The sequence below is a fragment of the Dactylosporangium sp. NPDC051484 genome (genome assembly GCF_040689395.1).
GTDB lineage: Bacteria > Actinomycetota > Actinomycetes > Mycobacteriales > Micromonosporaceae > Dactylosporangium.
Map to the genome: position 1 here is coordinate 347,529 of NZ_JBFAZX010000005.1, position 19,721 is coordinate 367,249.

At 71.4% G+C, this 19,721-nt stretch carries 16 protein-coding genes; 8 read left to right on the plus strand and 8 right to left on the minus strand.

The window, feature by feature from the left end; genetic code table 11:
- Positions 1–29 precede the first annotated feature (29 nt).
- From AB0367_RS12500 to AB0367_RS12515, 4 genes are all read right to left on the minus strand, one after another.
- Complete coding sequence (locus tag AB0367_RS12500) at positions 30–710, minus strand: Asp23/Gls24 family envelope stress response protein (protein WP_366226340.1); 681 nt, start codon at positions 708–710, stop codon at positions 30–32.
- A gap of 109 nt (positions 711–819) precedes the next feature.
- Entirely contained in the window at positions 820–1,473 is a 654-nt protein-coding gene (locus tag AB0367_RS12505) for an ATP-binding cassette domain-containing protein (protein ID WP_366226341.1), read from the minus strand.
- A 150-nt stretch (positions 1,474–1,623) separates the two neighbouring features.
- On the minus strand, positions 1,624–2,586 hold the full coding sequence (gene meaB, locus AB0367_RS12510) for a methylmalonyl Co-A mutase-associated GTPase MeaB (RefSeq protein WP_366226342.1): 963 nt from the start codon (positions 2,584–2,586) through the stop codon (positions 1,624–1,626).
- Positions 2,583–3,770: an acetyl-CoA C-acetyltransferase gene (locus AB0367_RS12515; protein ID WP_366226343.1), complete on the minus strand. Its 1,188-nt coding sequence runs from the start codon at positions 3,768–3,770 to the stop codon at positions 2,583–2,585. The genes meaB and AB0367_RS12515 overlap by 4 nt, the downstream gene beginning before the upstream one ends.
- Positions 3,771–3,844: 74 nt before the next feature.
- Between AB0367_RS12515 and mce the strand changes: the two genes are divergently transcribed.
- The 4 genes from mce to AB0367_RS12535 all read left to right on the plus strand — a co-directional run bounded on the left by mce (position 3,845) and on the right by AB0367_RS12535 (position 9,670).
- Complete coding sequence (mce, locus tag AB0367_RS12520; protein ID WP_366226344.1) at positions 3,845–4,321, plus strand: methylmalonyl-CoA epimerase; 477 nt, start codon at positions 3,845–3,847, stop codon at positions 4,319–4,321.
- Between the two features lie 157 nt (positions 4,322–4,478).
- On the plus strand, positions 4,479–5,828 hold the full coding sequence (ccrA, locus tag AB0367_RS12525) for a crotonyl-CoA carboxylase/reductase (protein WP_366226345.1): 1,350 nt from the start codon (positions 4,479–4,481) through the stop codon (positions 5,826–5,828).
- A 211-nt stretch (positions 5,829–6,039) separates the two neighbouring features.
- Positions 6,040–7,275, plus strand: coding sequence for a cell division protein DivIVA (locus AB0367_RS12530; RefSeq protein WP_366226346.1), 1,236 nt, complete (start codon positions 6,040–6,042; stop codon positions 7,273–7,275).
- A gap of 121 nt (positions 7,276–7,396) precedes the next feature.
- Positions 7,397–9,670 (plus strand): hypothetical protein, encoded by a 2,274-nt coding sequence (locus tag AB0367_RS12535; protein ID WP_366226347.1) that lies wholly within the window; start codon positions 7,397–7,399, stop codon positions 9,668–9,670.
- A gap of 106 nt (positions 9,671–9,776) precedes the next feature.
- On the opposite strand, the gene AB0367_RS12540 is transcribed toward AB0367_RS12535, so the two are convergent.
- The 3 genes from AB0367_RS12540 to AB0367_RS12550 are packed head-to-tail and all read right to left on the minus strand — an operon-like array spanning position 9,777 to position 12,441.
- Positions 9,777–10,409 carry a PIG-L family deacetylase gene (locus AB0367_RS12540; RefSeq protein ID WP_366226348.1) on the minus strand — a complete coding sequence of 211 codons (633 nt, stop codon included), beginning with the start codon at positions 10,407–10,409 and terminating at the stop codon, positions 9,777–9,779.
- Positions 10,406–11,200 carry a sugar phosphate nucleotidyltransferase gene (locus tag AB0367_RS12545; RefSeq protein WP_366226349.1) on the minus strand — a complete coding sequence of 265 codons (795 nt, stop codon included), beginning with the start codon at positions 11,198–11,200 and terminating at the stop codon, positions 10,406–10,408. The genes AB0367_RS12540 and AB0367_RS12545 overlap by 4 nt, the downstream gene beginning before the upstream one ends.
- Before the next feature lie 8 nt (positions 11,201–11,208).
- Positions 11,209–12,441, minus strand: coding sequence for a class I SAM-dependent methyltransferase (locus tag AB0367_RS12550; RefSeq protein ID WP_366226351.1), 1,233 nt, complete (start codon positions 12,439–12,441; stop codon positions 11,209–11,211).
- A 232-nt stretch (positions 12,442–12,673) separates the two neighbouring features.
- Here AB0367_RS12550 and AB0367_RS12555 point away from each other — a divergent pair, with 232 nt between their 5' ends.
- From AB0367_RS12555 to AB0367_RS12570, 4 genes are all read left to right on the plus strand, one after another.
- Entirely contained in the window at positions 12,674–13,705 is a 1,032-nt protein-coding gene (locus AB0367_RS12555) for an SDR family oxidoreductase (protein WP_366226352.1), read from the plus strand.
- Positions 13,702–14,916: a methyltransferase domain-containing protein gene (locus AB0367_RS12560; RefSeq protein WP_366226353.1), complete on the plus strand. Its 1,215-nt coding sequence runs from the start codon at positions 13,702–13,704 to the stop codon at positions 14,914–14,916. The genes AB0367_RS12555 and AB0367_RS12560 overlap by 4 nt, the downstream gene beginning before the upstream one ends.
- A gap of 826 nt (positions 14,917–15,742) precedes the next feature.
- Positions 15,743–16,852, plus strand: coding sequence for a hypothetical protein (locus AB0367_RS12565; protein WP_366226354.1), 1,110 nt, complete (start codon positions 15,743–15,745; stop codon positions 16,850–16,852).
- Between the two features lie 120 nt (positions 16,853–16,972).
- Positions 16,973–17,887 carry a glycosyltransferase family 2 protein gene (locus AB0367_RS12570; RefSeq protein WP_366226355.1) on the plus strand — a complete coding sequence of 305 codons (915 nt, stop codon included), beginning with the start codon at positions 16,973–16,975 and terminating at the stop codon, positions 17,885–17,887.
- Positions 17,888–17,950: 63 nt separating this feature from the next.
- On the opposite strand, the gene AB0367_RS12575 is transcribed toward AB0367_RS12570, so the two are convergent.
- A complete protein-coding gene (locus AB0367_RS12575) occupies positions 17,951–19,720 on the minus strand; it encodes a hypothetical protein (RefSeq protein ID WP_366226356.1) in 1,770 nt (589 codons plus the stop codon).
- Between the last annotated feature and the right edge of the window lies 1 nt (position 19,721).

The window sequence follows — 19,721 nt, forward strand, 5'->3', positions numbered from 1 at the left end:
CGGGCCTGCGGTCTTTCGGCTTCGGGGGCCTATGCGTAGTCGGCCGCGCGAGCCTCGTCGTTGCCCGTGTGGACCTTGCGCTTGTCGTCGAAGTGGACGTCGTCGACCACGATGTCCACTGCGGTCACCTCAAGTCCGAGCAGGTTCTCCACCGAGCCGATGACCTTGGTGCGGACCTTCTCGGCGACCGAGTACACGACGAAACCGTACTCGATCACGAGCGTGATGCGGATCGCCGCGTTGCGCCCCTCCAGGCGCACGGACACACCGCGGTTGGAGGACTCGCCCTCGGACTCACCCAGGCCGATCCGGTCGCGCACCGCGGCGAAGACCCGGGCCACGTCGCCGCCCAGGTCGTACACACCGGGAATCTCGCGCGCGGCGATGCCGGCGATCTTCTCGACCACCTCGTCGGCGATCGTCGTGGTGCCGCGCTCGGCGGCCAGCTCCGCGTTGTTGCGCAGGCGGTCGACCACCTGCGAGGCGATCCGGCCGGACGCGGCGGCGGTGTTGGACGCGAACTCCCCGACCTTGTCCGCCGCCCCCGCCGCGAACGTGGTGACCTTCTCGGCCGCCTCGTCCAGCCGCTCGTTCAGGCGTGACTGCTCCTGCGCGGGCGGGCCCGCCTGCGCCGGCACCACCGCCGCGGAGTCGGGCTCGCCCGTGGCGAGGGCGTCGCCGGTCAGGTCGGGGTCAACGGCTTCGCTCATGTCACTGTCTCCCCAATCGTCGCCAGGACTCGAATCGCCCGCAGCGTACTCGCGCGGCGCCACGGTGGGGACCCTCCGTTCAGGCGCCATAGGCCGCCCGCGTCAACGATCAGCCGCGGACCAACTGCGCGGCGCCGTCGGACAGATGCAGCTCCCGGTCACACGCGGCGGCGGCCTCCGGGTCATGCGTCGCGAACACCACCGCGGCGCCCCGGCGGGCCTCCTCCTGCAGCAGCTCCATGACCCGCTGGCGGTTGGTGGCGTCCAGCTCGCTCGTCACCTCATCGGCCAGCAGCACGTGGCCGTGCAGCGCGAGGCCCCGCGCGATCGCCGCGCGTTGCTGCTGGCCTCCGGAGAGCTCCTCCACCAGCTGGTCGGCCTGGCTGGCGAGACCGAGTCGCTCCAGCGAGGAGACCGTGGCGCGGCGCGCGTCGGCCGGGGCGGCGCCGCCGGCGATCATGGCGACCTGGATGTTCTCCTGGGCCGTGAGGATCGCGGCGAGGCCGTTGTCCTGCGGGATGAGCACCACCCGCTCGGCCACGGCGTGGTCGCGGTCGCGCAGCGGCGTGCTGTCCACCGCGACGACGCCGGCGGCCGGGCGCAGCAGGCCCGCCATCGCCCACAGCAGCGTCGTCTTGCCCGCCCCCGAGGGGCCGGTGACGGCCAGGATCTGACCCGGCGACACCACGACCGAGACATCGCGCAGGACTGGACGGTCCCGCTCGTACGCGACCGTCACCCCATCGACCGTCAGCGTCTTCACCGCACACCCTCCATGTCCGAACGAGCCGCGCCGGCCAACCGCTGGCGCTCACCAGGAGAGAGTCGCCGCGGGCGCTGCCGGTTGCGTCCGCGCTCGGACAGGCCCACCATCGCGCGCACGTCGCGCGCGGACCTCAGGTCGTGTGCCGACCTAGCCGAGTTGGGCCAGCAGGGCCTCTGCCGCCGAATAGGGGTCCGTGCGTCCGGCCGCGACATCCTCGGCGAGGGCGCTCAGCGTGCTGCCGCTGCGCAGGTCCTTCATCCGCGCGCGCAGGGTGCCCAGCGCGATCGCCTCGACCTCGGCCTCGGCCCGCCGCTGGCGGCGGGCGCGCAGCTCACCGGAGTCGCGCAGGTGCGCACGGTGCGCGTCGATGGCCTCCACGAGCTCGTCGATGCCCTCGCCGCGCGGCGCGACGCAGCGCACGACGCGGGGACGCCACTGCCCGGGGGCCCGGTCGCCGAGGCCGATCATGCCCTGGATGTCGCGGTGCGTCGCATCGGCGCCGTCGCGGTCGGCCTTGTTCACGACGAAGACGTCGGCGATCTCCAGCACACCCGCCTTGGCCGCCTGGATCGCGTCGCCCATGCCGGGCGCCAGCAGGACCACGGTGGTGTCCGCGAGACCGGCGATCTCGACCTCGGCCTGCCCGACGCCGACGGTCTCGACCACGACCGGGTCGCAGCCGGCGCCCTCCAGCACCCGCGCGGCCGCGGGCGTGGCCGCGGACAGCCCGCCGAGGTGGCCGCGGCTGGACATCGAGCGGATGTACACGCCAGGGTCCGTGGCGTGGTCCTGCATCCGGACCCGGTCGCCGAGGATGGCGCCGCCGGTGAACGGGCTGGACGGGTCCACGGCGAGCACGCCCACGCGCCGGCCGGCCTCACGGAACGCGCGGACGAGCTCGTTGGTGGTGGTCGACTTGCCCACGCCGGGCGAGCCGGTCAGGCCGATGACGGCGGCCTCTCCCGTATGCGGTGCGAGCGCCGCCGCGATCCGCGGCAGCACCTCGTCGCCGTCCTCCACCAGGCTGATGAGCCGGGCCACGGCACGGGGGTCGCCCTCGCGGGCGGCCCCCACCAGCGCCGGCACGTCGCGGGAGCGACGGATCGTCACCGCTTGGGCACGCGCAGCAGAAGCGCGTCGCCCTGGCCGCCGCCGCCGCACAGCGCCGCCGCGCCCAGGCCGCCGCCGCGCCGGCGCAGCTCGAGGGCGAGGGTAAGGGCCAGGCGCGCGCCGCTCATCCCGATCGGGTGGCCCAGCGCGATCGCGCCGCCGTTGACGTTGACGATCGCCGGGTCGATGCCCAGCTCGGCGGTGGACTGCACGCCGACCGCGGCGAACGCCTCGTTGATCTCGACCAGGTCGAGGTCGGCGGCGCTCAGCCCGGCCCGGCCCAGGGCGTGCTTGATCGCGTTGGCCGGCTGGCTGGTCAGCGAGTTGTCCGGGCCCGCGACGTTACCGTGCGCGCCGATCTCGGCGAGCCAGGTCAGCCCGAGCTCCTCGGCCTTGGCGCGGCTCATCACCACGACGGCGCAGGCCCCGTCGGAGATCGGCGAGGAGGTCGCGGCGGTGATGGTGCCGTCCTTGGTGAACGCCGGGCGCAGCTTGGCCAGGCTCTCCGCCGTGGTCTCCGGCCGGATCTGCTCGTCGTCGGTCACCAGCAGCGGCTCACCTTTACGCTGCGGGATCTCCACCGGGACGATCTCCTCCGCGAGGTGGCCGTTCTTCTGGGCGGCGGCGGCCCGCTGGTGGCTGGCGGCGCCGAACGCGTCCTGCGCCTCGCGGGTGATGCCGAGCCGGGCGACGTGCCGCTCGGTCGACTCGCCCATCGACACCTGGTCGAAGACGTCGCTGAGCCCGTCGTGCGCCATGTGGTCCTTGATCACCACGTCGCCGTACTTGTATCCCTGGCGCTGCCCCATCAGCAGGTGCGGCGCGTTGGTCATCGACTCCATGCCCCCGGCCACGACGATGTCGAACTCGCCCGCCCGGATGAGCTGGTCGGCCAGCGCGATGGCGTCCAGACCGGACAGGCACACCTTGTTGATCGTGAGCGCGGGCACGCTCATCGGGATCCCGGCGGCGACGGCGGCCTGGCGGGCGGGCATCTGGCCGGCGCCGGCCTGCAGGACCTGACCCATGATCACGTACTGCACCTGCTCCGGCGCGACGCCCGAGCGCTCGAGCGCCGCCCGGATGGCGACCTCGCCCAGCTTGGTGGCCGGAAACTCCTTGAGTGCGCCGAGCAGACGCCCCATCGGCGTGCGGGCGCCGTTGACGATCACCGACTGAGTCATCCCTTGAGGCCTCCGAGAGAAGGTTCACACCGCGTCTTCGCGACCTGAACGTTAGATAAGTTCAGACTATCGCCATGGACACCTCGGTTCAGAAGTTGGAAATGTCACCCATCGGGATCCAGCGGATCGACCACGTCGGCATCGCAGTGGCGGACCTTGACGAGGCCATCGCCTTCTACGCCCGCGTGTTCGGCATGCGCTGCGTGCACGAGGAGGTCAACGAGGCGCAGGGCGTGCGCGAGGCCATGCTCTCGGTCGGCCCGACCCCCGAGGGCGGGTGCCTGCAGCTGCTCGCCCCGCTGTCACCCACCTCGACGATCGCCAAGTTCCTGGACCGCAGCGGGCCGGGCATGCAGCAGCTCGCCTACACGGTCGCCGACGTGGATGCCGCCTGCGCCGCGCTGCGCGAGCGCGGGGTGCGGTTGCTGTACGACGAGCCGCGCCCCGGCACGGCCGGATCCCGCATCAACTTCGTGCACCCGAAGGACGCCGGAGGCGTGCTCGTGGAGCTGGTCGAGCCGAATCGGGCAGGTTCGCACACGGACGCCTGAGCCGGCCGATGCAGTTCTTCACATACCGGTGCCGGGATTAGCTACCGTTCAGTAACATTGGGTCCGAGGGGCCGAGATGTGTTGCCGACCCCATGGCCGTCCACCCGCTTGCGCGGCGACGCTGCCACAACAACCTTTCGGACGTTAGGAGCCGACGGTGCAGCACATCCTCGACGCGATCATGCAGGCGGAAGGGACACCCGACCCCGCCGCCGAGCTGCGCGCCGTGGCGGACCTGCCGGTGCCCACCAGCTACCGGGGCATGGTCGTGCGGGCCGAAGAGGCCGGCATGTTCGACGGGCTCACCACGCGCGAGAAGGACCCACGCAAGTCCCTGCACGTGCAGGAGGTGCCCACGCCCGAGGTCGGGCCCGGCGAGGCGCTCATCGCCGTGATGGGCAGCGCGGTCAACTACAACACCGTCTGGACCTCGATCTTCGAGCCGGTCTCGACGTTCGGGTTCCTGCAGCGCTACGGCAGGCTGAACTCCCTGAGCCGGCGCCACGACCTGCCGTATCACGTGGTCGGCTCCGACGCCGCCGGGGTGGTGCTGCGGGTGGGCCCGGGGGTGAGCAAGTGGAAGCCGGGCGACGAGGTGGTCGCGCACTGCCTCAGCGTGGAGCTGGAGGACGCGGCGGGCCACGACGACACCATGCTCGACCCCCAGCAGCGCATCTGGGGGTTCGAGACCAACTACGGCGGCCTGGCCGAACTCGCGCTGGTCAAGGCCAACCAGCTGATGCCCAAGCCGGCGCACCTGTCGTGGGAGGAGGCGGCCTGCCCCGGGCTGGTCAACTCGACCGCCTACCGGCAGCTCGTCTCCCATCACGGCGCGCGGATGAAGCAGGGCGACACCGTACTCATCTGGGGCGCCTCCGGCGGACTGGGCTCCTACGCGGTGCAGTTCGCGCTCAACGGCGGCGCGACGCCGGTCTGCGTGGTCTCCAGCCCGCAGAAGGCCGAGCTGTGCCGGGCCACGGGCGCCGAGTTCGTCATCGACCGGTCCTCGTATCACTTCTGGAAGGACGAACAGACCCAGGACACCGCCGAGTGGCGCCGCTTCGGCGCCGAGATCCGCGCCCTGACCGGCGGTGAGGACCCCGACATCGTGTTCGAGCACCCCGGGCGGGAGACGTTCGGGGCGAGCGTCTTCGTGGCCAAGCGCGGCGGCACGATCGTCACGTGCGCCTCGACATCGGGGTTCATGCATCAGTACGACAATCGGTACCTCTGGATGAACCTCAAGCGCATCGTCGGCAGCCACTTCGCGAACTACCGCGAGGCGTGGGAGGCCAACCGGTTGATCGCCCGCGGGCGAATCCATCCGACACTGTCGCGCTCGTACCCGCTCGAGCAGACCGGGCAGGCGGCGTATGACGTGCACCGCAACCTGCACCAGGGCAAAGTCGGCGTGCTGTGCCTGGCGCCCGCAGAGGGCCTCGGGGTCCGCGACCCGCGGCTGCGGGCCCGCCACGAGCAGGCGATCAACCGTTTCCGCGACCGGTAGGGCCGGTCCTCGACCCCGCACCGGGGCTGGTCACAGCGCGGTGACCTCCCCGGCGCGGCCATTTCACCCACCCCTGCGACCATGCGACACGCCCATAAAGCAGGACAAAACCTGGCGTGTCCAAGCCCGCCGAAGTTGACCATGGAAGCCTCACGGAAGTTAGCCGTCGTACCCTTGCGAAGGCCCCCGGGTGGTCTGCGAGTATGTGCCAATGCCCCAGCAGCAGTCCTCGGTTGACTTCTTCCAAAACGGCTCGGATCACGAAGAGCTGAGCGTCGTCCTGCGCGGCTATGACCGCCAGCAGGTCGACAGCAAGCTGCAGCGCATCAACGCGCAGCTGCAGCAGGCCAATCAGGCCCGCGAAGAGGCCGAGGGCCGACTCGCCGAGTCCCAGCGGCGCGTCCGCCAGGCCGAGCAGCGCCTGGGCACGATGGAACAGAAGCTCAGCGACACGAACAAGCAGCTGGAAGAGAACAACCGGCCGACGCTGTCGGGCCTGGGCACCCGGGTCGAGCAGATCTTGCGCCTGGCCGAGGAGCAGGCCAACGACCACCGGGGCGAGGCGAAGCGCGATTCCGAGGGCATCATCTCCGCGGCCCGGCTGGAGGCCCGCGAGATCACCGACAAGGCGCGCGCCGAGTCCGCCGCCATGAAGGCGACCGCCGAGCGCGAGGCCGGCAACCTGCGCACCGCCGCCGAGCGTGAGGCCGCCGAGGTCCGGGTGCAGGCCCGGCGCGAGGCCGACACGCTGCGGGCCGACGCGGAGCGCGAGACCAAGCAGCTGCGCACCGCCACCGCGCACGAGGTCGCCGAGCTCAAGGCGACCGTCGAGCGCGAGGTCGCGACGCTGCGGGCCACCGCCGAGCGGGAGATCACCCAGCTGCGCGCCAAGGCCGCCCGCGAGGCCGAGGAGAAGCGCGCCGAGGCGACCAAGCTGCTGACCGACGCGCGCGACAAGCGCGACAAGGACCTGCAGTCCCTCGCGGTGGAGATCGCCGAGCGGCAGGAGAAGGCCGAGCGCGAGGAGTCCGCGCGCCACGCCTCCGCCGTCGCCGCCACCCAGAAGCTGGTCACCGAGGCCGAGGGGCGCGCCCGGGCGGCCGAGGAGCGGGCCAAGGAGATCGAGCAGCGCGCCGAGACGCGCCGCGTCGAGTCCGAGCGCGTGGCCGCCGAGACGATCGACAAATCGAAGAACCTCGCCGACAAGACGGTGAACGAGGCCCGCGCCGAGGCTCACCGGGTGCTCAGCGAGGCCCGCACCGAGGCGGAGGAGACGACCCAGCGGGCCCGGCGCGAGGTCGAGGACCTCACGCGCCAGAAGGACGCGGTCACCTCGCAGCTGGGGCAGATGCTCTCCGGCCTGGCCGGGATCATGCCCACGGCACCTCTGCAGGGCGGCGACGCCAAGAAGGGCAAGTCGGGCGACGGCGAGAAAGTCACCGCCTGACAGTGCGGGTCGCGGCGGTCGTGCCGCTTCTCGGGTCATTCACGGGGAGTTCGACCGCACGTCCCGCCATGCGCAGTGTGTAATTGCGTGTGGCGGGACGTTGCGTGTGAGGATGGGTGTTATGTCAGACGGCCGCGACCTCTTCAACGCGGGCACGGGAGTGTCCTCGGAACCTGACTTCGAGACCGCGATCCGGGGTTACCGGCGGGATCAGGTCGACAAATACTGGACCCAGTCCGAGAACGAGATCGCCGCGCTGAGGCTCGAGAACGAGGAGGTGTGGGGCCAGGTTCACGCCCTCACCTCACAGGTCCAAGACCTGCAGTCGGAGCTCGCCGAGCAGCGCCGCAACGTGCCCACCCAGAACGAGGTCGTCTCGTTCCGCCACCTCGGCCCGCGCGTCGAAGTGATCCTCGGCCTCGCCGAGGATCAGGCCGCCGACATCCGCTCCAGCGCCGCGCAGGAGATCGCCGACCTGCGCGGCGAGGCCGAGCGCCTGCTCGCCGAGGCCCGCAACCGCGCCACCAAGGCCAGCGAGGACTTCGAGCTGGCCCTGAACGCCCGTCGCGCCGAGGAGGAGCGCGCCGTGAGCCGGCGCCGCTCCGAGCTGGACGCCGAGTCACGCGCGATCGAGGAGCGCGGCACCCAGGCCCGGGATGAGGCCGAGCGCCTCGTCGCCGCCGCGCACGGCGAGGCCCAGCGCGTCACCCAGACCACCACCGCCCAGCTCGAGCGGGCCCGCGCCGAGGCCGAGCGGCACGCCCACGGGGTGCGCACCGCGGCCGAGCAGCACGCCGCGAACGAACGCGCCGAGGCCGAGCAGCATGTCCACTCCCTGCGCTCCGCCGCCGAGCGGGAGACCGCCGGCGCCAAGTCGCACGCCGCCGCGATCGTCGCGCAGGCCCAGGAGCAGGCCGCCACGCTCAAGGCCCAGGCCAAGCACGAGGCCGACGCGCTCGCCGCGCAGGCACAGCAGGCCGCCGCGACGGTCGCCGCCAAGGCGCGGGAGGCCGCCGACGCCGTCGCGGCGCAGGCCCAGCAGCAGGCCGCGACCGTCGCCCGCCAGGCCCAGGAGGCCGCGGACGACCTGACCGCCCAGGCCGAGTGGGCCGCCGCTGAAGCCGCGGAGCAGGCCAGTCTCAAGCTCGATGCGGAGACCAAAGCGGCCAAGCAGGAGGCGGACGCCCGGCTCGCCGCGCACCGCGCCACGCTGGAGCAGGAGCTGCGCGACCTGCGCTCGGCCCATGACGCGGAGCTCGCCGAGCAGCGGGCCGCCGCCTCCACCGAGGCCGACCGCCTCCGCGAGGCCACGAAGGCCGAGACCGAGAAGCAGCTGGCCACCGCCGCCGGCGCGGCCGACGACCTGCGCGCGGCCGCGGCTTCCGCGGCCGACGACCTGCGCGCCGCCGCGGCCACCGAGGCCGAACGCGTCCGCGCGGCCGCGGCCTCCGCGGCCGACGACCTGCGCGCCGCCGCGGCCATTGAGGCCGAAGGCGTCCGCGCCGCCGCCACGACCGAGGCCGCCGGTGCCCGCGCCGTGGCCGTGGCCGAGCGCGAGAGGGCCCGCCTGGCGGCCGCCGCGGAGACCGACAAGATCCGCGCGGCGGCCACGGCCGAGGCGGAGGCGCTGAGGACCCGCGTCGAGGCCTTCGAGTCCGAGGCCGAGCAGCTGCGCACGGCCGTCGCGGAGACCGAGAAGATCCGCGCGGCGGCCACGGCCGAGGGGCGGGCGCTGAAGACCCGCGCCGAGGCCTTCAAGTCCGAAGCCGAGCAGCTGCGCACGGCCGCCGCCAAGTCCGAGGCGCTGAAGACCCGGGTCGAGGCCCTTGAGGCCGAGGCCGAGCAGCTGCGCGCGGCCGCCGCCGAGGCCGAAGCGCTGAAGGCCCGGGTCGAGGCGCTCGAGTCCGAGGCCGAGTCGGCCACCGAGCGGACGGTGGCACTCGACGCCGTGACGGCCGACGCCGGCGCCGCCGCCGAGAAGGCCGCCGCTGAGGCCGCCGCGAAGGCTGAGGCCGCCACGAAGGCCGCCGCCAAGGCGGAGCGCGAGGCCAAGACGAAGGCGGACAGGGCCACGAAGCGCCTCACCGAGGTAGAGGCGAGGCTGGCCGAGGCCCAGTCTCAGGAGGCCGCGCTGCACGAGCGCCTGAAGGAATCCGCCGAGGCCGAGCGCCGCGTCGCCGAGCTGCGCGAGCAGGAGGCCGAGCTCACCGCCCAGCTGCAGCGCCTGCGGGATCAGGAGACGGAGCTCACGAGCAAGGTCGCCACGTCCGAGACGGAGCTGACGGCCCAGGGCGCCTCTGCCGAGGACCGTCTGGCCGAGCTCAACCAGGAGCTGTCCGCCGCCGCACCGAAGAACGGCAAGGTGACCGCGGACGCCGCCAACGGCACCCGCTGACCGGCGCCAGTCCCGCGCGCGGTCGAAGACCACGCGCGGGACACCACACCGTGTGACAAGCGCACGGCCCGGCGCACTGGGGCGGGCCGGGCCGTGCCGGGTGGGATCAGAAGGTGACGACCGACTTCGTGACCGTGTACGCCTCGGCGTAGTGGGCGCGGCACTCCATCCCCCGCAGGCGCGCCAGGCCCAGGAACACCTCGTCGTCCCACCAGTCGCGCGCCTTCTGCGACGGGAAGTGCTCGTGCAGCAGTGCCACCTTGCGGCGGCCCTGGTCCGGGGTCAGCGGGACGTAGAGGTTGCGCCGGGAGAGGTCGCCGTCCCACTTCGGGATCTCATAGTGCAGCACCAGGGAGTTGCGGAAGGCCGTCGAGGCCAGCGAGCCCAGCAGGCGGTGGTCCTGGTGGGCGTCGTCGGTTGACGGGGCCAGGACCAGGTCCGCCGTGCCGATGCGCGCGGCGGCCTCGACGATCTCCTTCGTGGCGTTCCAGTGCGCGGGCAACCGGCCGTCGGGCAGGCTGTTCAGGTGGAACGTGAGCGAGCCGGCGTGGGACAGGAAGGCCGAGGCCGCCGCGCGGGCCTCCGCCTGCCGGTTCGGCACGCCGGTAGCCAGCACGTAGTCGACGGTGACGCCCTCGGGCAGGCAGAGCAGCAGGCCGCCGGTCGCGATCTCGATGTCGTCCGGGTGGGCGCCCAGGGCGACGACCGACCGCACGCCGGCCAGGGAGAAGCCGATCACGAGACGGGTCCCCGCACGGCGTCCCAGAGCATCCACGGGCAGTTGCCGCTGTTGTACGCCTCCTCCATCTCCGCGCGGTCCTTGAAGGTGTCGACCGCGCGCCAGAAGCCGTCGTACTGCTGCGCCATCAGCCGCCGCTGCGGGATGAGCCGGTCGAAGGCGTGCGGCACCATGTCCTCGCCCTCCCGCAGCACGTCGAAGACGCCCGGGCGCAGGATGAAGTATCCGCCGTTCTCCCACGTCATGAGCTCGCGGAAGTCGCGCACCCGGGAGACCGCGCCATCGGCGTCCATCTCCACCACGTGATGGGTGGATACGGGCGGTACCGCGAGCATGCTCACGGTCGCCTCCGAGTTGCGGAACCGCTCCACCATCTCCGGCAGCGGGGCGTCGGTGAGCGTGTCGGCGTAGTTGGCCAGGAACATCGGCTCGCCCTCGACGTATTTACGCACACGCATGAGCCGCTCGCCGATGGTGGCCTTGAGACCGGTGTCGATGAAGGTGATGTTCCAGCCGGTGATGTCCGTGGAGAACAGCTGGACGTCGCGGTCGCCGCCGGTGAGCGTGAAGTCGTTCGACAGCGTCTCGTCGTAGTGCAGGAAGTAGTCCTTGACGACGGCCGCGCCGTAGCCCAGGGCCAGGATGAAGTCGGTGTGTCCGAAGTGTGCGTAGTAGCGCATGACGTGCCACAGCAGCGGCCGGTCGCCGATCATCGCCATCGGCTTCGGCGCGTTGTTCGCCCCCTCACGCATGCGCATGCCGAGGCCACCACAGAACAGAACGACCTTCATGTGCGGGATTACCCCTCTACCTCGAGGACCGGGATCGGGTACACCAGCTTGCCGCCCCAGTCCTTGACGTAAGACAGCTGCGCGCTGATCTCGGTGCGCAGGTTCCACGGCAGGACCAGGACATAGTCGGGCCGGTCGGCAGCGATGCGCTCCGGCTCGTAGATCGGGATGTGCGTGCCCGGCAGAAACATGCCCTGCTTGTGCGGCGAGCGGTCGACCGTGTATTCGAGCAGGTCCTCACGGATGCCGCAGTGGTTGAGCAGTGTGTTGCCCTTGCCCGGGGCGCCGTATCCGACGACCCGCTTGCCCTCGGCGCGCGCCTGCATGAGGAACGTCAGCAGGTCCCGCTTGATGGTGAAGACCTCGTTCGCGAAGCCCATGTGGCCCTCAAGCGTGTGCAGGCCCGCCGCGGCCTCGGTCTCCAGCAACGTCTTGACGGCCAGCGACGGCTCGCCGGCAAACTCGGTGTGCTTGGCGTGGACCCGCAGTGAGCCGCCGTGCGTGGACAACTCCTCGACGTCGACGACGGCGAGCCCGCCCTTGGCCAGCGCCCGCGAGGCGGTCAGCAGCGAGAGGTACTGGTAGTGCTCGTGGTAGATGGTGTCGTACTGCCGCCGCTCGATCAGGCGCAGCAGGTGCGGGAACTCCAGGGTCACCAGGCCGTCGGGCTTGACGAGGTTGGCGAGGCCCTGCGAGAAGCCGATGATGTCCGGAATATGCGCGTAGACGTTGTTCGCGGCCACGAGATCCGCGCGTCCGTATTGTTCTGCGACGGCCGCCCCTGTTTCCGGCCCGAGAAAGCAGACCTCCGTCCGGACGCCCTTTTCCCGCGCGACCGCCGCGACATTTCCGGCCGGCTCGACGCCGATGACCGGAATACCCGCGGCCACAAAGTGCTGCAGAAGGTACCCGTCATTACTGGCCACCTCGGCGACCAGACTGTCGGCCGTTAGGCCGAGCTTCTGTGTCATCGCGACCGCGTAGCGGCGGGCATGCTCGACCCACGACGTCGAGTAGGAGGAGAAGTAGAGGTAATCGGAGAAGATGTCCTCGCCCGCGACATATGCCGGAAGCTGCACCATGAGGCAGTCGGAGCAGATACGCACGTGCAGCGGGTAGAACGTCTCTGCCGCGTCTACCTTATCGGCCGGGACGTAGCTCTCGCAGAGCGGGGACATCCCCAGGTCGACGAAGGTCTCGGTAAGATCAGCTCCACACAGCCGGCACGAGACTGCGGACATGCGTTCCCCCTCATAGTCGTTGGCGCTAGGCTGCTGGCCGGTGGCCGACCAGTGTCGGAGACGCGCAAGCTTAGAACAGTTTCTCTGAATCCCGAGCCGGCCGCCAAAGAACCTAGCCGTCCAGGCCACACGGCGGTAAACGACATAGTAAAAAGTCCGACAGACCACGGGGGCCGTTTTCCACGGCTTCTAGAATCACACACTGCCCGCTCAAGCCTTCGGGAGCTAGCTCATGCGCGTACTCGTCACGGGCCACGACGGATACATCGGCAGCGTCCTGGTGCCGTTACTCACCGAAGCCGGGCACGAGGTCGTCGGCCTCGACACCGGGCTGTTCGCGGACTGCGTGCTCGGTCCGGCGCCCGAGGAGGTCAAGACGCTCCGCGTCGACCTGCGTGACGTGGAGCCGCAGCACGTGACCGGCTTCGACGCGGTGATCCATCTCGCCGCGCTGTGCAACGACCCGCTGGGCAACCTCAACCCCGACCTGACGTACGACGTCAACCACCGCTCGACGCTGCGGCTGGCCCGCGCGGCCAAGGCCGCGGGCGTGGAGCGCTTCCTGTTCTCGTCGTCGTGCTCGCTGTACGGCAAGGGCGAGGACGACACCCCGCTGGACGAGACGGCCGGCTTCCAGCCGGTGACGCCGTACGGCGAGTCGAAGATCCTCTCCGAGCAGGGCCTGCTGGAACTGGCCGACGACGACTTCTCGCCGGTCTTCCTGCGCAACTCCACGGCGTACGGGTTCTCCCCGCGCCTGCGCGGCGACCTGGTGGTCAACGACTTCGCCGCGCACGCGCTGCTGACCGGCAAGGTGGTGCTGCTGTCCGACGGCATGGCGTGGCGGCCGCTCATCCACATCGAGGACATCTCGACGGCGTTCCTGGCGCTCATGGAGGTCGACCGCGGCCGGGTGCACGCCAAGGCGTACAACATCGGGCGCACCAGCGAGAACTACCTCATCCGCGACGTGGCCAACCTGGTCGCCGAGGTCGTGCCTGGCAGCGAGCCCACCTTCGCCGAGGGCGCCGGCGCGGACCTGCGCAACTATCGCGTGACGTGCGACCTCATCGAGCGCGAGATCCCCGAGTTCCAGCCGAAGTGGAACGTCAAGCTCGGCGTCGAGCAGCTCATCGAGGCCTACCAGCGGCACGGGCTGACCATCGAGCAGTTCGCCAGCGAGACCCACCAGCGGATCAAGCGGATCAAGGCGCTGATCGCGGCGGGCAAGCTCGACAACAACCTGCGCTGGACGAACGCGTGACCGCGCCGACCGAAGTCCAGGCCGAGCGCCTCCAGCACCGCGTCTGCGATTCCTGCGGCGAGGACCGGCTCGTCCCGTTCGCCGACCTGGGCGAGATCCCGGTGCTGTGCGGCGTGCACTGGGAGGCGCACGGCGACGCGGTGGCCTCACCGGTCGGCCGGATGCTGCTGGCCGCCTGCCCGCGCTGCGCCTACGTGCGCAACATCGCGTTCGAGGCGGACAAGCTCGTCTACGACACCACGATGGACACCAACCTGCACTTCTCCCCCGCGTTCCAGAAGTTCTCGGCGGAGCTGGTGCGCAGCCTCAACGAGCGGTACGACCTGAGCGGCAAGCTGGTGCTGGACATCGGCTGCGGGCAGGGCGAGTTCCTGCGCGAGCTCACCCATGCCAGCGGCGCGCGGGGGGTCGGCTACGACGCCATGTACGCCGGCGAGGAGGGCGAGCAGGGCGACGCCACGTTCCACTGCGGGTTCGCCCCGCGCGGCGGCGGCCTGCCGAAGTACGACTTCTTCACCTCCCGGCACTGGTTCGAGCACATCGACGACCCCTACGAGTTCCTCGTCGACCTGCGCGAGCAGGCGAAGGGGCGCGAGGTGTTCGGCTACGTCGAGGTGCCCGACGCCGTCTACGACCTCGCCACCGCCGGGTGGGAGGTCATCTACCCGCACGTGTCGTACTTCGACGCCTACTCGCTGGCCAGCATCTTCGGCCGCGCGGGCTGGACGGTGGAGTCGACCGGCACCCTGTTCTCCGGCATGTTCCGGTACATCGAGGTCTCGGCCAACCGGCCGCGCGCCGGCGGCCACGTCGCGCACACCGGCGAGCTGCCCTCGCTGCGCGCGCGGGACAAGCAGCTCGCCGCGATCGCCGGCTTCGCCGAACGCCACCACGCCGAGCGGCAGAAGTGGCGGGACACGATCGCCCGGCTCGACGCCGAGGGCGCCCGCCCGGTGCTGTGGGGCGCGGGCTCGCGGGGCGTGCAGTTCCTGACCCTCGCCGACCGGGAGCTGGCGCTGGCCGGCGTGGTGGACCTCAACCCGCGCAAGTGGGGCCGATTCCTGCCGGTCACCGGCCACCGGGTCGACCCGCCGTCGACGCTGACCTCGCTGCAGCCGAAAGCGGTCGTCATCACCAACCCGGCGTACAGGGAAGAAATCGCCAAATCCCTGGCGGATCTCGGCGTCACCGCCGAAATCCTCGTCGCATAACGGCCAAGCGCCGACAAGGCCCCGCATTCCTCGCAGCAGTGCCAGGAATGCGGGGCCTTCAGCGTCAGCAATGTGACAGATCCACATGTGTCGGCGGACGCCACCATGCGGCGACTCGCGGGCGGCGCTGCCGTTGCCCAGTTCGGCGAGACCACCGTCGTCCGCGCGTTCTTCGAAGTAGTGTTCTCCGCAGAAACGCCGACATCGCCGTCACCTGGACGGACATGGACGGACACTGACGGGGTGATCTTCTACCCGCCGGCGAGGGCCGAAGCCGTACACGGGGATGGTTCGGAATTGATCCGGAATATCCACTGAAATGCCGTCCGGCCCCGGACCGGCGGGGTTTCCGCTGTTTCCGTACACCGGTTGCCGCGTTCGCCCGCGCTCGCGTAACGTCACGACGGCGCTCACCGAAAGAGGGAGGTGCGCCGGGTCGGATCGATGACGGCGATGTCGACATTCGCCAGGGATCAACCTTCAATGCCCAACGGGAGGAAGGAGCAAGATGCCCGCGATTCGCCCGCCGGACCGGCCCTTTTCGGGGGACCGGCCCGAAGGCTGGCCACATGATGAGCCGTCCGTCCCACCCGCGCGGCCGCGACGGAGCGAGCCCCCGGACGCGTATGACGACCGAACCGAAGGCTGGGCGGCCACCGGCGAACAGACCATCCCAACGGGCCCACCGGGCATCAGGCCGCCGCGCCGCGGCCCCACGGGTGCGAACGAGCCCCGAACCGGGAGCTGGGCCACCAGTGAGCTCACCGCCGCGCCGACGGGACGGCCGCCGATCGGATCGCCGCCACGAGGCTCCCTCGCCCGGGAGTTGCGCCGGCCGCGCATCTGGCTGATCGCCGCGCTCGTCGTGGGCATCGCCCTCACCACGGTGTACGTGGCCGACTGGGTGCGCCAGCCGCGCCCGACCGCCGCGAGCGGTGACGCCTCCGCGACCACTACTCAGGCCCCCGGCAGCGCACTGATGCCCGGCGCCATCGCGTCCGCGTCCGCCTCCTCGTCCACATCCGCGTCCACATCCGCGTCCGCGTCCGCTTCGGCGTCCGGATCGAAGCCGGCCTCGGCCGGCGCCAGCGCCGGGAACTCCACCGAGGCCGCGGCCAGCCCGCGCATCGGCGGCGCCTGGCCCGGCCCCGGCAACACCGGCGTGCCCAGCGGCACGCAGCTGACCACCTACACCGGGCCCTGCACCATCACCAAGGCCGGCACGGTGATCGACGCGAAGACGATCAACTGCGACCTCAACGTCAAGGCCGCGAACGTCACCGTCAAACGCAGCAAGATCAACGGTGGGGTCCTCGTGGACACCGACCTGTCCGATTCGCGCGGGTGGTTCCTCACGCTCGCCGACTCCGAGGTCGATGCTGGACTACGGCAGAACGCGGCCGTGAGCTACGGCAACATGACCATCGTGCGCAGCAACATCCACGGCGGCCAGACCAGCGTCCAGTGCGGCGAGCACGCGCTGTCGTGCACGGTGCAGGACTCGTGGCTGCACGGCCAGCGCATCCCCAGCGACGGGAACTGGCACCTGGGCGGCTTCCTGTCCAACGGCGGTCGCAACATCCGCATCAAGCACAACACCATCGTCTGCGACGCGCCGGTCACCTCGGTCGGCGAGGGCTGCACCGGCGACCTGAACCTCTTCGGCGACTTCGCGGTCATCTCCGACGTGATCGCCGACAGCAACTTCCTGGGCGCCAACACGGCTTCGTCCTACTGCCTGTACGCCGGCGACACGACCTCCAAGCCCTACCCGCGCGCCAACAACGTCCACATCATCAACAACGTGTTCCAGATCGGCACCAACCGCAAGTGCGGCGGCTACGGCCCGGTCAGCGGCTTCAACACCAACGGCACCGGCAACGTCTGGAGCAACAACACCTGGGAGGACGGCACCCCGGTCAAGCCGGAGAACTAGGCCCCCAGCTCCCACGCACATCCGTTTGGAGTCACGTGAGCACCCCCGACGTAACCACAGACTCGCAACCGGCACCCGGCACCTCGCCGGGGCCTGGCACAGACCGCCGGGAGGAGGCGCATGTCGCCGCTGCATGACGTGCTCGTGTCCGTCGGCCTGCCGGTGCGCAACGGCGCGTCACGGCTGCTGGAGGTGACGCGCTCGGTCCTGGCCCAGGACCACGAGAACCTCGAGCTGGTCATCTCCGACAACGCGTCGACGGACAACACCGAGGAGGTCTGCCGCGCGCTCGCCGCGGAGGACCCCCGGGTCGTCTATCACCGCAACCCCGAGAACATCGGCCTGATGAACAACTTCGTCGCGGCGATGGGGCGGGCCCGCGGCACGTTCTTCCGCTGGATCGGCGACGACGACTGGCTTGCGCCGAACTACATCTCCCGCTGCCTGGAGGTCGTCGCCGGCGACGACCGGCTGGCGCTCGTCACCACCGGCGCCGAGTTCCACGGCGACGACGGGGTGGTGCGCACCGGCGAGTACCACGGCGAGGCGCTGCGCTCCGACGACCCGATCGAGCGGCTCACCGAGATGCTGCGCCTGCTCAACGACAGCTACCTGGTCATCGACCCCCTCTACGCGCTGATGCGGCGCGAGGCGATCGCCCCGATCCCCCGGCGCAACATGCTGCGCGAGGACCAGGTCTTCGCCACGAAGATGGCGCTGGCCGGGCCGTGGGGGCACGTCAACGAGCCGCTGTACAAGCGCGGATACCGCGACGAGAAGCGCCCGGAGCTGGTCCGGCGTCTCGGCGTGCCCGCCTGGACGGCCCGCGCGGCGACCACCCTGCAGGGCCGCGAGATGCTGCGGTATCTCAGCGAGGTGCCGGGCCTCAGCCCGGAACAGCGCCGCCGGGCCAGGGCCGCGGTGCGCAAGTGGTACATCGACCGCCAGCAGCTCGTGATCGCCCGCCGCAGCCGGCGGCTGGCGCAGGTCGTCGGCCTCGGCGGCCCGCGCAGCACGGCCGAGCAGCCCGGCTGAGCCGAAGCCAGACATGCGAACGCCCGGCCGGGATGCGGCCGGGCGTTCGTCGTTTCCGGGGCGCTACTTCCTCTCGTCCGCCACGACGATCAGGTTCACCAGGAAGGCCACCGTGGTCGCCGCGGCGCCGTGCTCGCCCTTGAGCAGCCCGTCCAGCCACTGCCGGTCCACCACGGGGCTGTCATACAGCGCGGCGCAGGCCGACGGCTCCGCGCGCCAGTGCGCCAGCACCAGTGCGCTCACCTCCGCCGCGCCGAGCTGCGGCTTGCGGGCGTTGGTGAGCCGCTGGCGCACCTTGCCGGCCGCCTTGCGGGCGGTGGCCGCGGCGACCGTCATCCGGGTCGCCACGCTGCGGCGGCCGAGCCGGGCGGGGACCAGGCCGGTGTCGAGCGGGATGCGGGCCAGCTCCGGGTCGAGGCGGCTCATCAGCCGGCCCAGCAGCAGCGAGTCGCGCTTGTCGGCCGGCGCCACGGCGAGCGCCAGCTCGATGAAGCGCCGGTCGAACATGGGGTTGACGAAGTGCCGCCGGACGCCGGCGAATGTGCCGTGCGCGGCCGACCAGCGGTGCATGCGGTGGTACAGGTAGAACTGGTCGGTGGCGCGCAGCCAGTCCCCGGCCGGGAACAGCTCGGCGAGGGTCTTGTGGGTGTGCTCCTGAGCCGCGGCGTGGAAATCGCGGTCGAGTGCCGCCGCCTCCACCGACTCGTTGCTGAACAGCCGCCAGCGCGCCAGCCGGTCCACCAGCGCGGGGGCGGTCTGCGCGCCGACGGGCTGCCCTGCGTAGTAGAAGCCGCGGGCCACCTCGCCGCCGAGGCCGGAGAGGCGGTGGCCCTGGTCGAGGCGCGCCTCGACGGTCAGCAGCGGGGCCAGCGCCATCGGGCTGCCCAGGCACTCCAGGCCCTTCGCGGCGACGAGCGACAGCGCGTGGGCGTGCTCGGGGCTGGGCGGTGCGTGCTCGTCGAGCCGGTACACCTCGTGGCGGATCCCGTACCGACGGGCCAGCCGGGCCGCGATCACCACGTCGGGGCTGGTTTCGGCGCCCAGGGTGAGCGCCCGCATGCCCTGGCGCTGCTTCTGCGGGGTGGCGCCGAGCAGGATCCGCGAGTCGTGGCCACCGGTGAGCTGCAGCACCGACTCCGGGTGCGCCTCCAGGTAGCCGCTCTGCCAGCGGACCAGGATGTCGGCCATCTCGGCGACCGCGTCTTCCAGCGCCGGCGCCGGGCCGTCCTGGCTCACGGGTTCCGCGTATTGCCGCAGCCGCAGCGCCCCGCCCTCAAGGGTGGCGATCGTGGCCGGCGGGAAGGCGCGGACGCCCTCGAAGATGGTCTGGTCGTGGATCTGCCAGCCCATCATCGCCTGGGTGCCGAGCCCGTCTCGGTCGAGGCCTGCGCCGGACAGCGCCGCCAGCGCGCGGGCGCTGGTGGAGACCGCGGCCACGCCCTCGCCCCTCCACCAGAAGAGCTGGCGGAACCCGAGCCAGTCGTTGGCGACCGTGATCGGCCCGCCCGGGCGCTCACGGTGCGCGGCCGCGAACGGCGGCAGCACCTCGGTGAGCCCCGGCCCGCCGTCGAGCATGGCGACGAGGTCGGCGGTGGACAGGTCGGTGTCGCGGGTGCGCAACATGCGGCTCAGCACGACGGTGAAGGCGCCCCCGGGCGGCCCCGGCAGGTCGGTGTCGTCGGCGTCGGTGAAGGCCACCCAGCCGTCGGGTGCCTCGTCGACCCGGGCGACGGAGACGTCGTCGTCGGCGAGGCAGGCCAACGCCGCCTCGACCGGGCGGCGCAGACGTTCGGCTGCTTGCGGTGCGGTGGAGACGGCGAGAAAGGCTCTCATA

What these genes read in the sequence shown, in the direction of transcription:
- AB0367_RS12575 (WP_366226356.1), bottom strand. Translation starts at nt 19,720, where the DNA reads ATGAGAGCCTTTCTCGCCGTCTCCACCGCACCGCAAGCAGCCGAACGT.
- AB0367_RS12545 (WP_366226349.1), bottom strand. Translation starts at nt 11,200, where the DNA reads ATGAAGGTCGTTCTGTTCTGTGGTGGCCTCGGCATGCGCATGCGTGAG.
- AB0367_RS12500 (WP_366226340.1), bottom strand. Translation starts at nt 710, where the DNA reads ATGAGCGAAGCCGTTGACCCCGACCTGACCGGCGACGCCCTCGCCACG.
- AB0367_RS12530 (WP_366226346.1), top strand. Translation starts at nt 6,040, where the DNA reads ATGCCCCAGCAGCAGTCCTCGGTTGACTTCTTCCAAAACGGCTCGGAT.
- AB0367_RS12550 (WP_366226351.1), bottom strand. Translation starts at nt 12,441, where the DNA reads ATGTCCGCAGTCTCGTGCCGGCTGTGTGGAGCTGATCTTACCGAGACC.
- mce (WP_366226344.1), top strand. Translation starts at nt 3,845, where the DNA reads ATGGACACCTCGGTTCAGAAGTTGGAAATGTCACCCATCGGGATCCAG.
- AB0367_RS12570 (WP_366226355.1), top strand. Translation starts at nt 16,973, where the DNA reads ATGTCGCCGCTGCATGACGTGCTCGTGTCCGTCGGCCTGCCGGTGCGC.
- AB0367_RS12535 (WP_366226347.1), top strand. Translation starts at nt 7,397, where the DNA reads ATGTCAGACGGCCGCGACCTCTTCAACGCGGGCACGGGAGTGTCCTCG.
- AB0367_RS12555 (WP_366226352.1), top strand. Translation starts at nt 12,674, where the DNA reads ATGCGCGTACTCGTCACGGGCCACGACGGATACATCGGCAGCGTCCTG.
- AB0367_RS12515 (WP_366226343.1), bottom strand. Translation starts at nt 3,770, where the DNA reads ATGACTCAGTCGGTGATCGTCAACGGCGCCCGCACGCCGATGGGGCGT.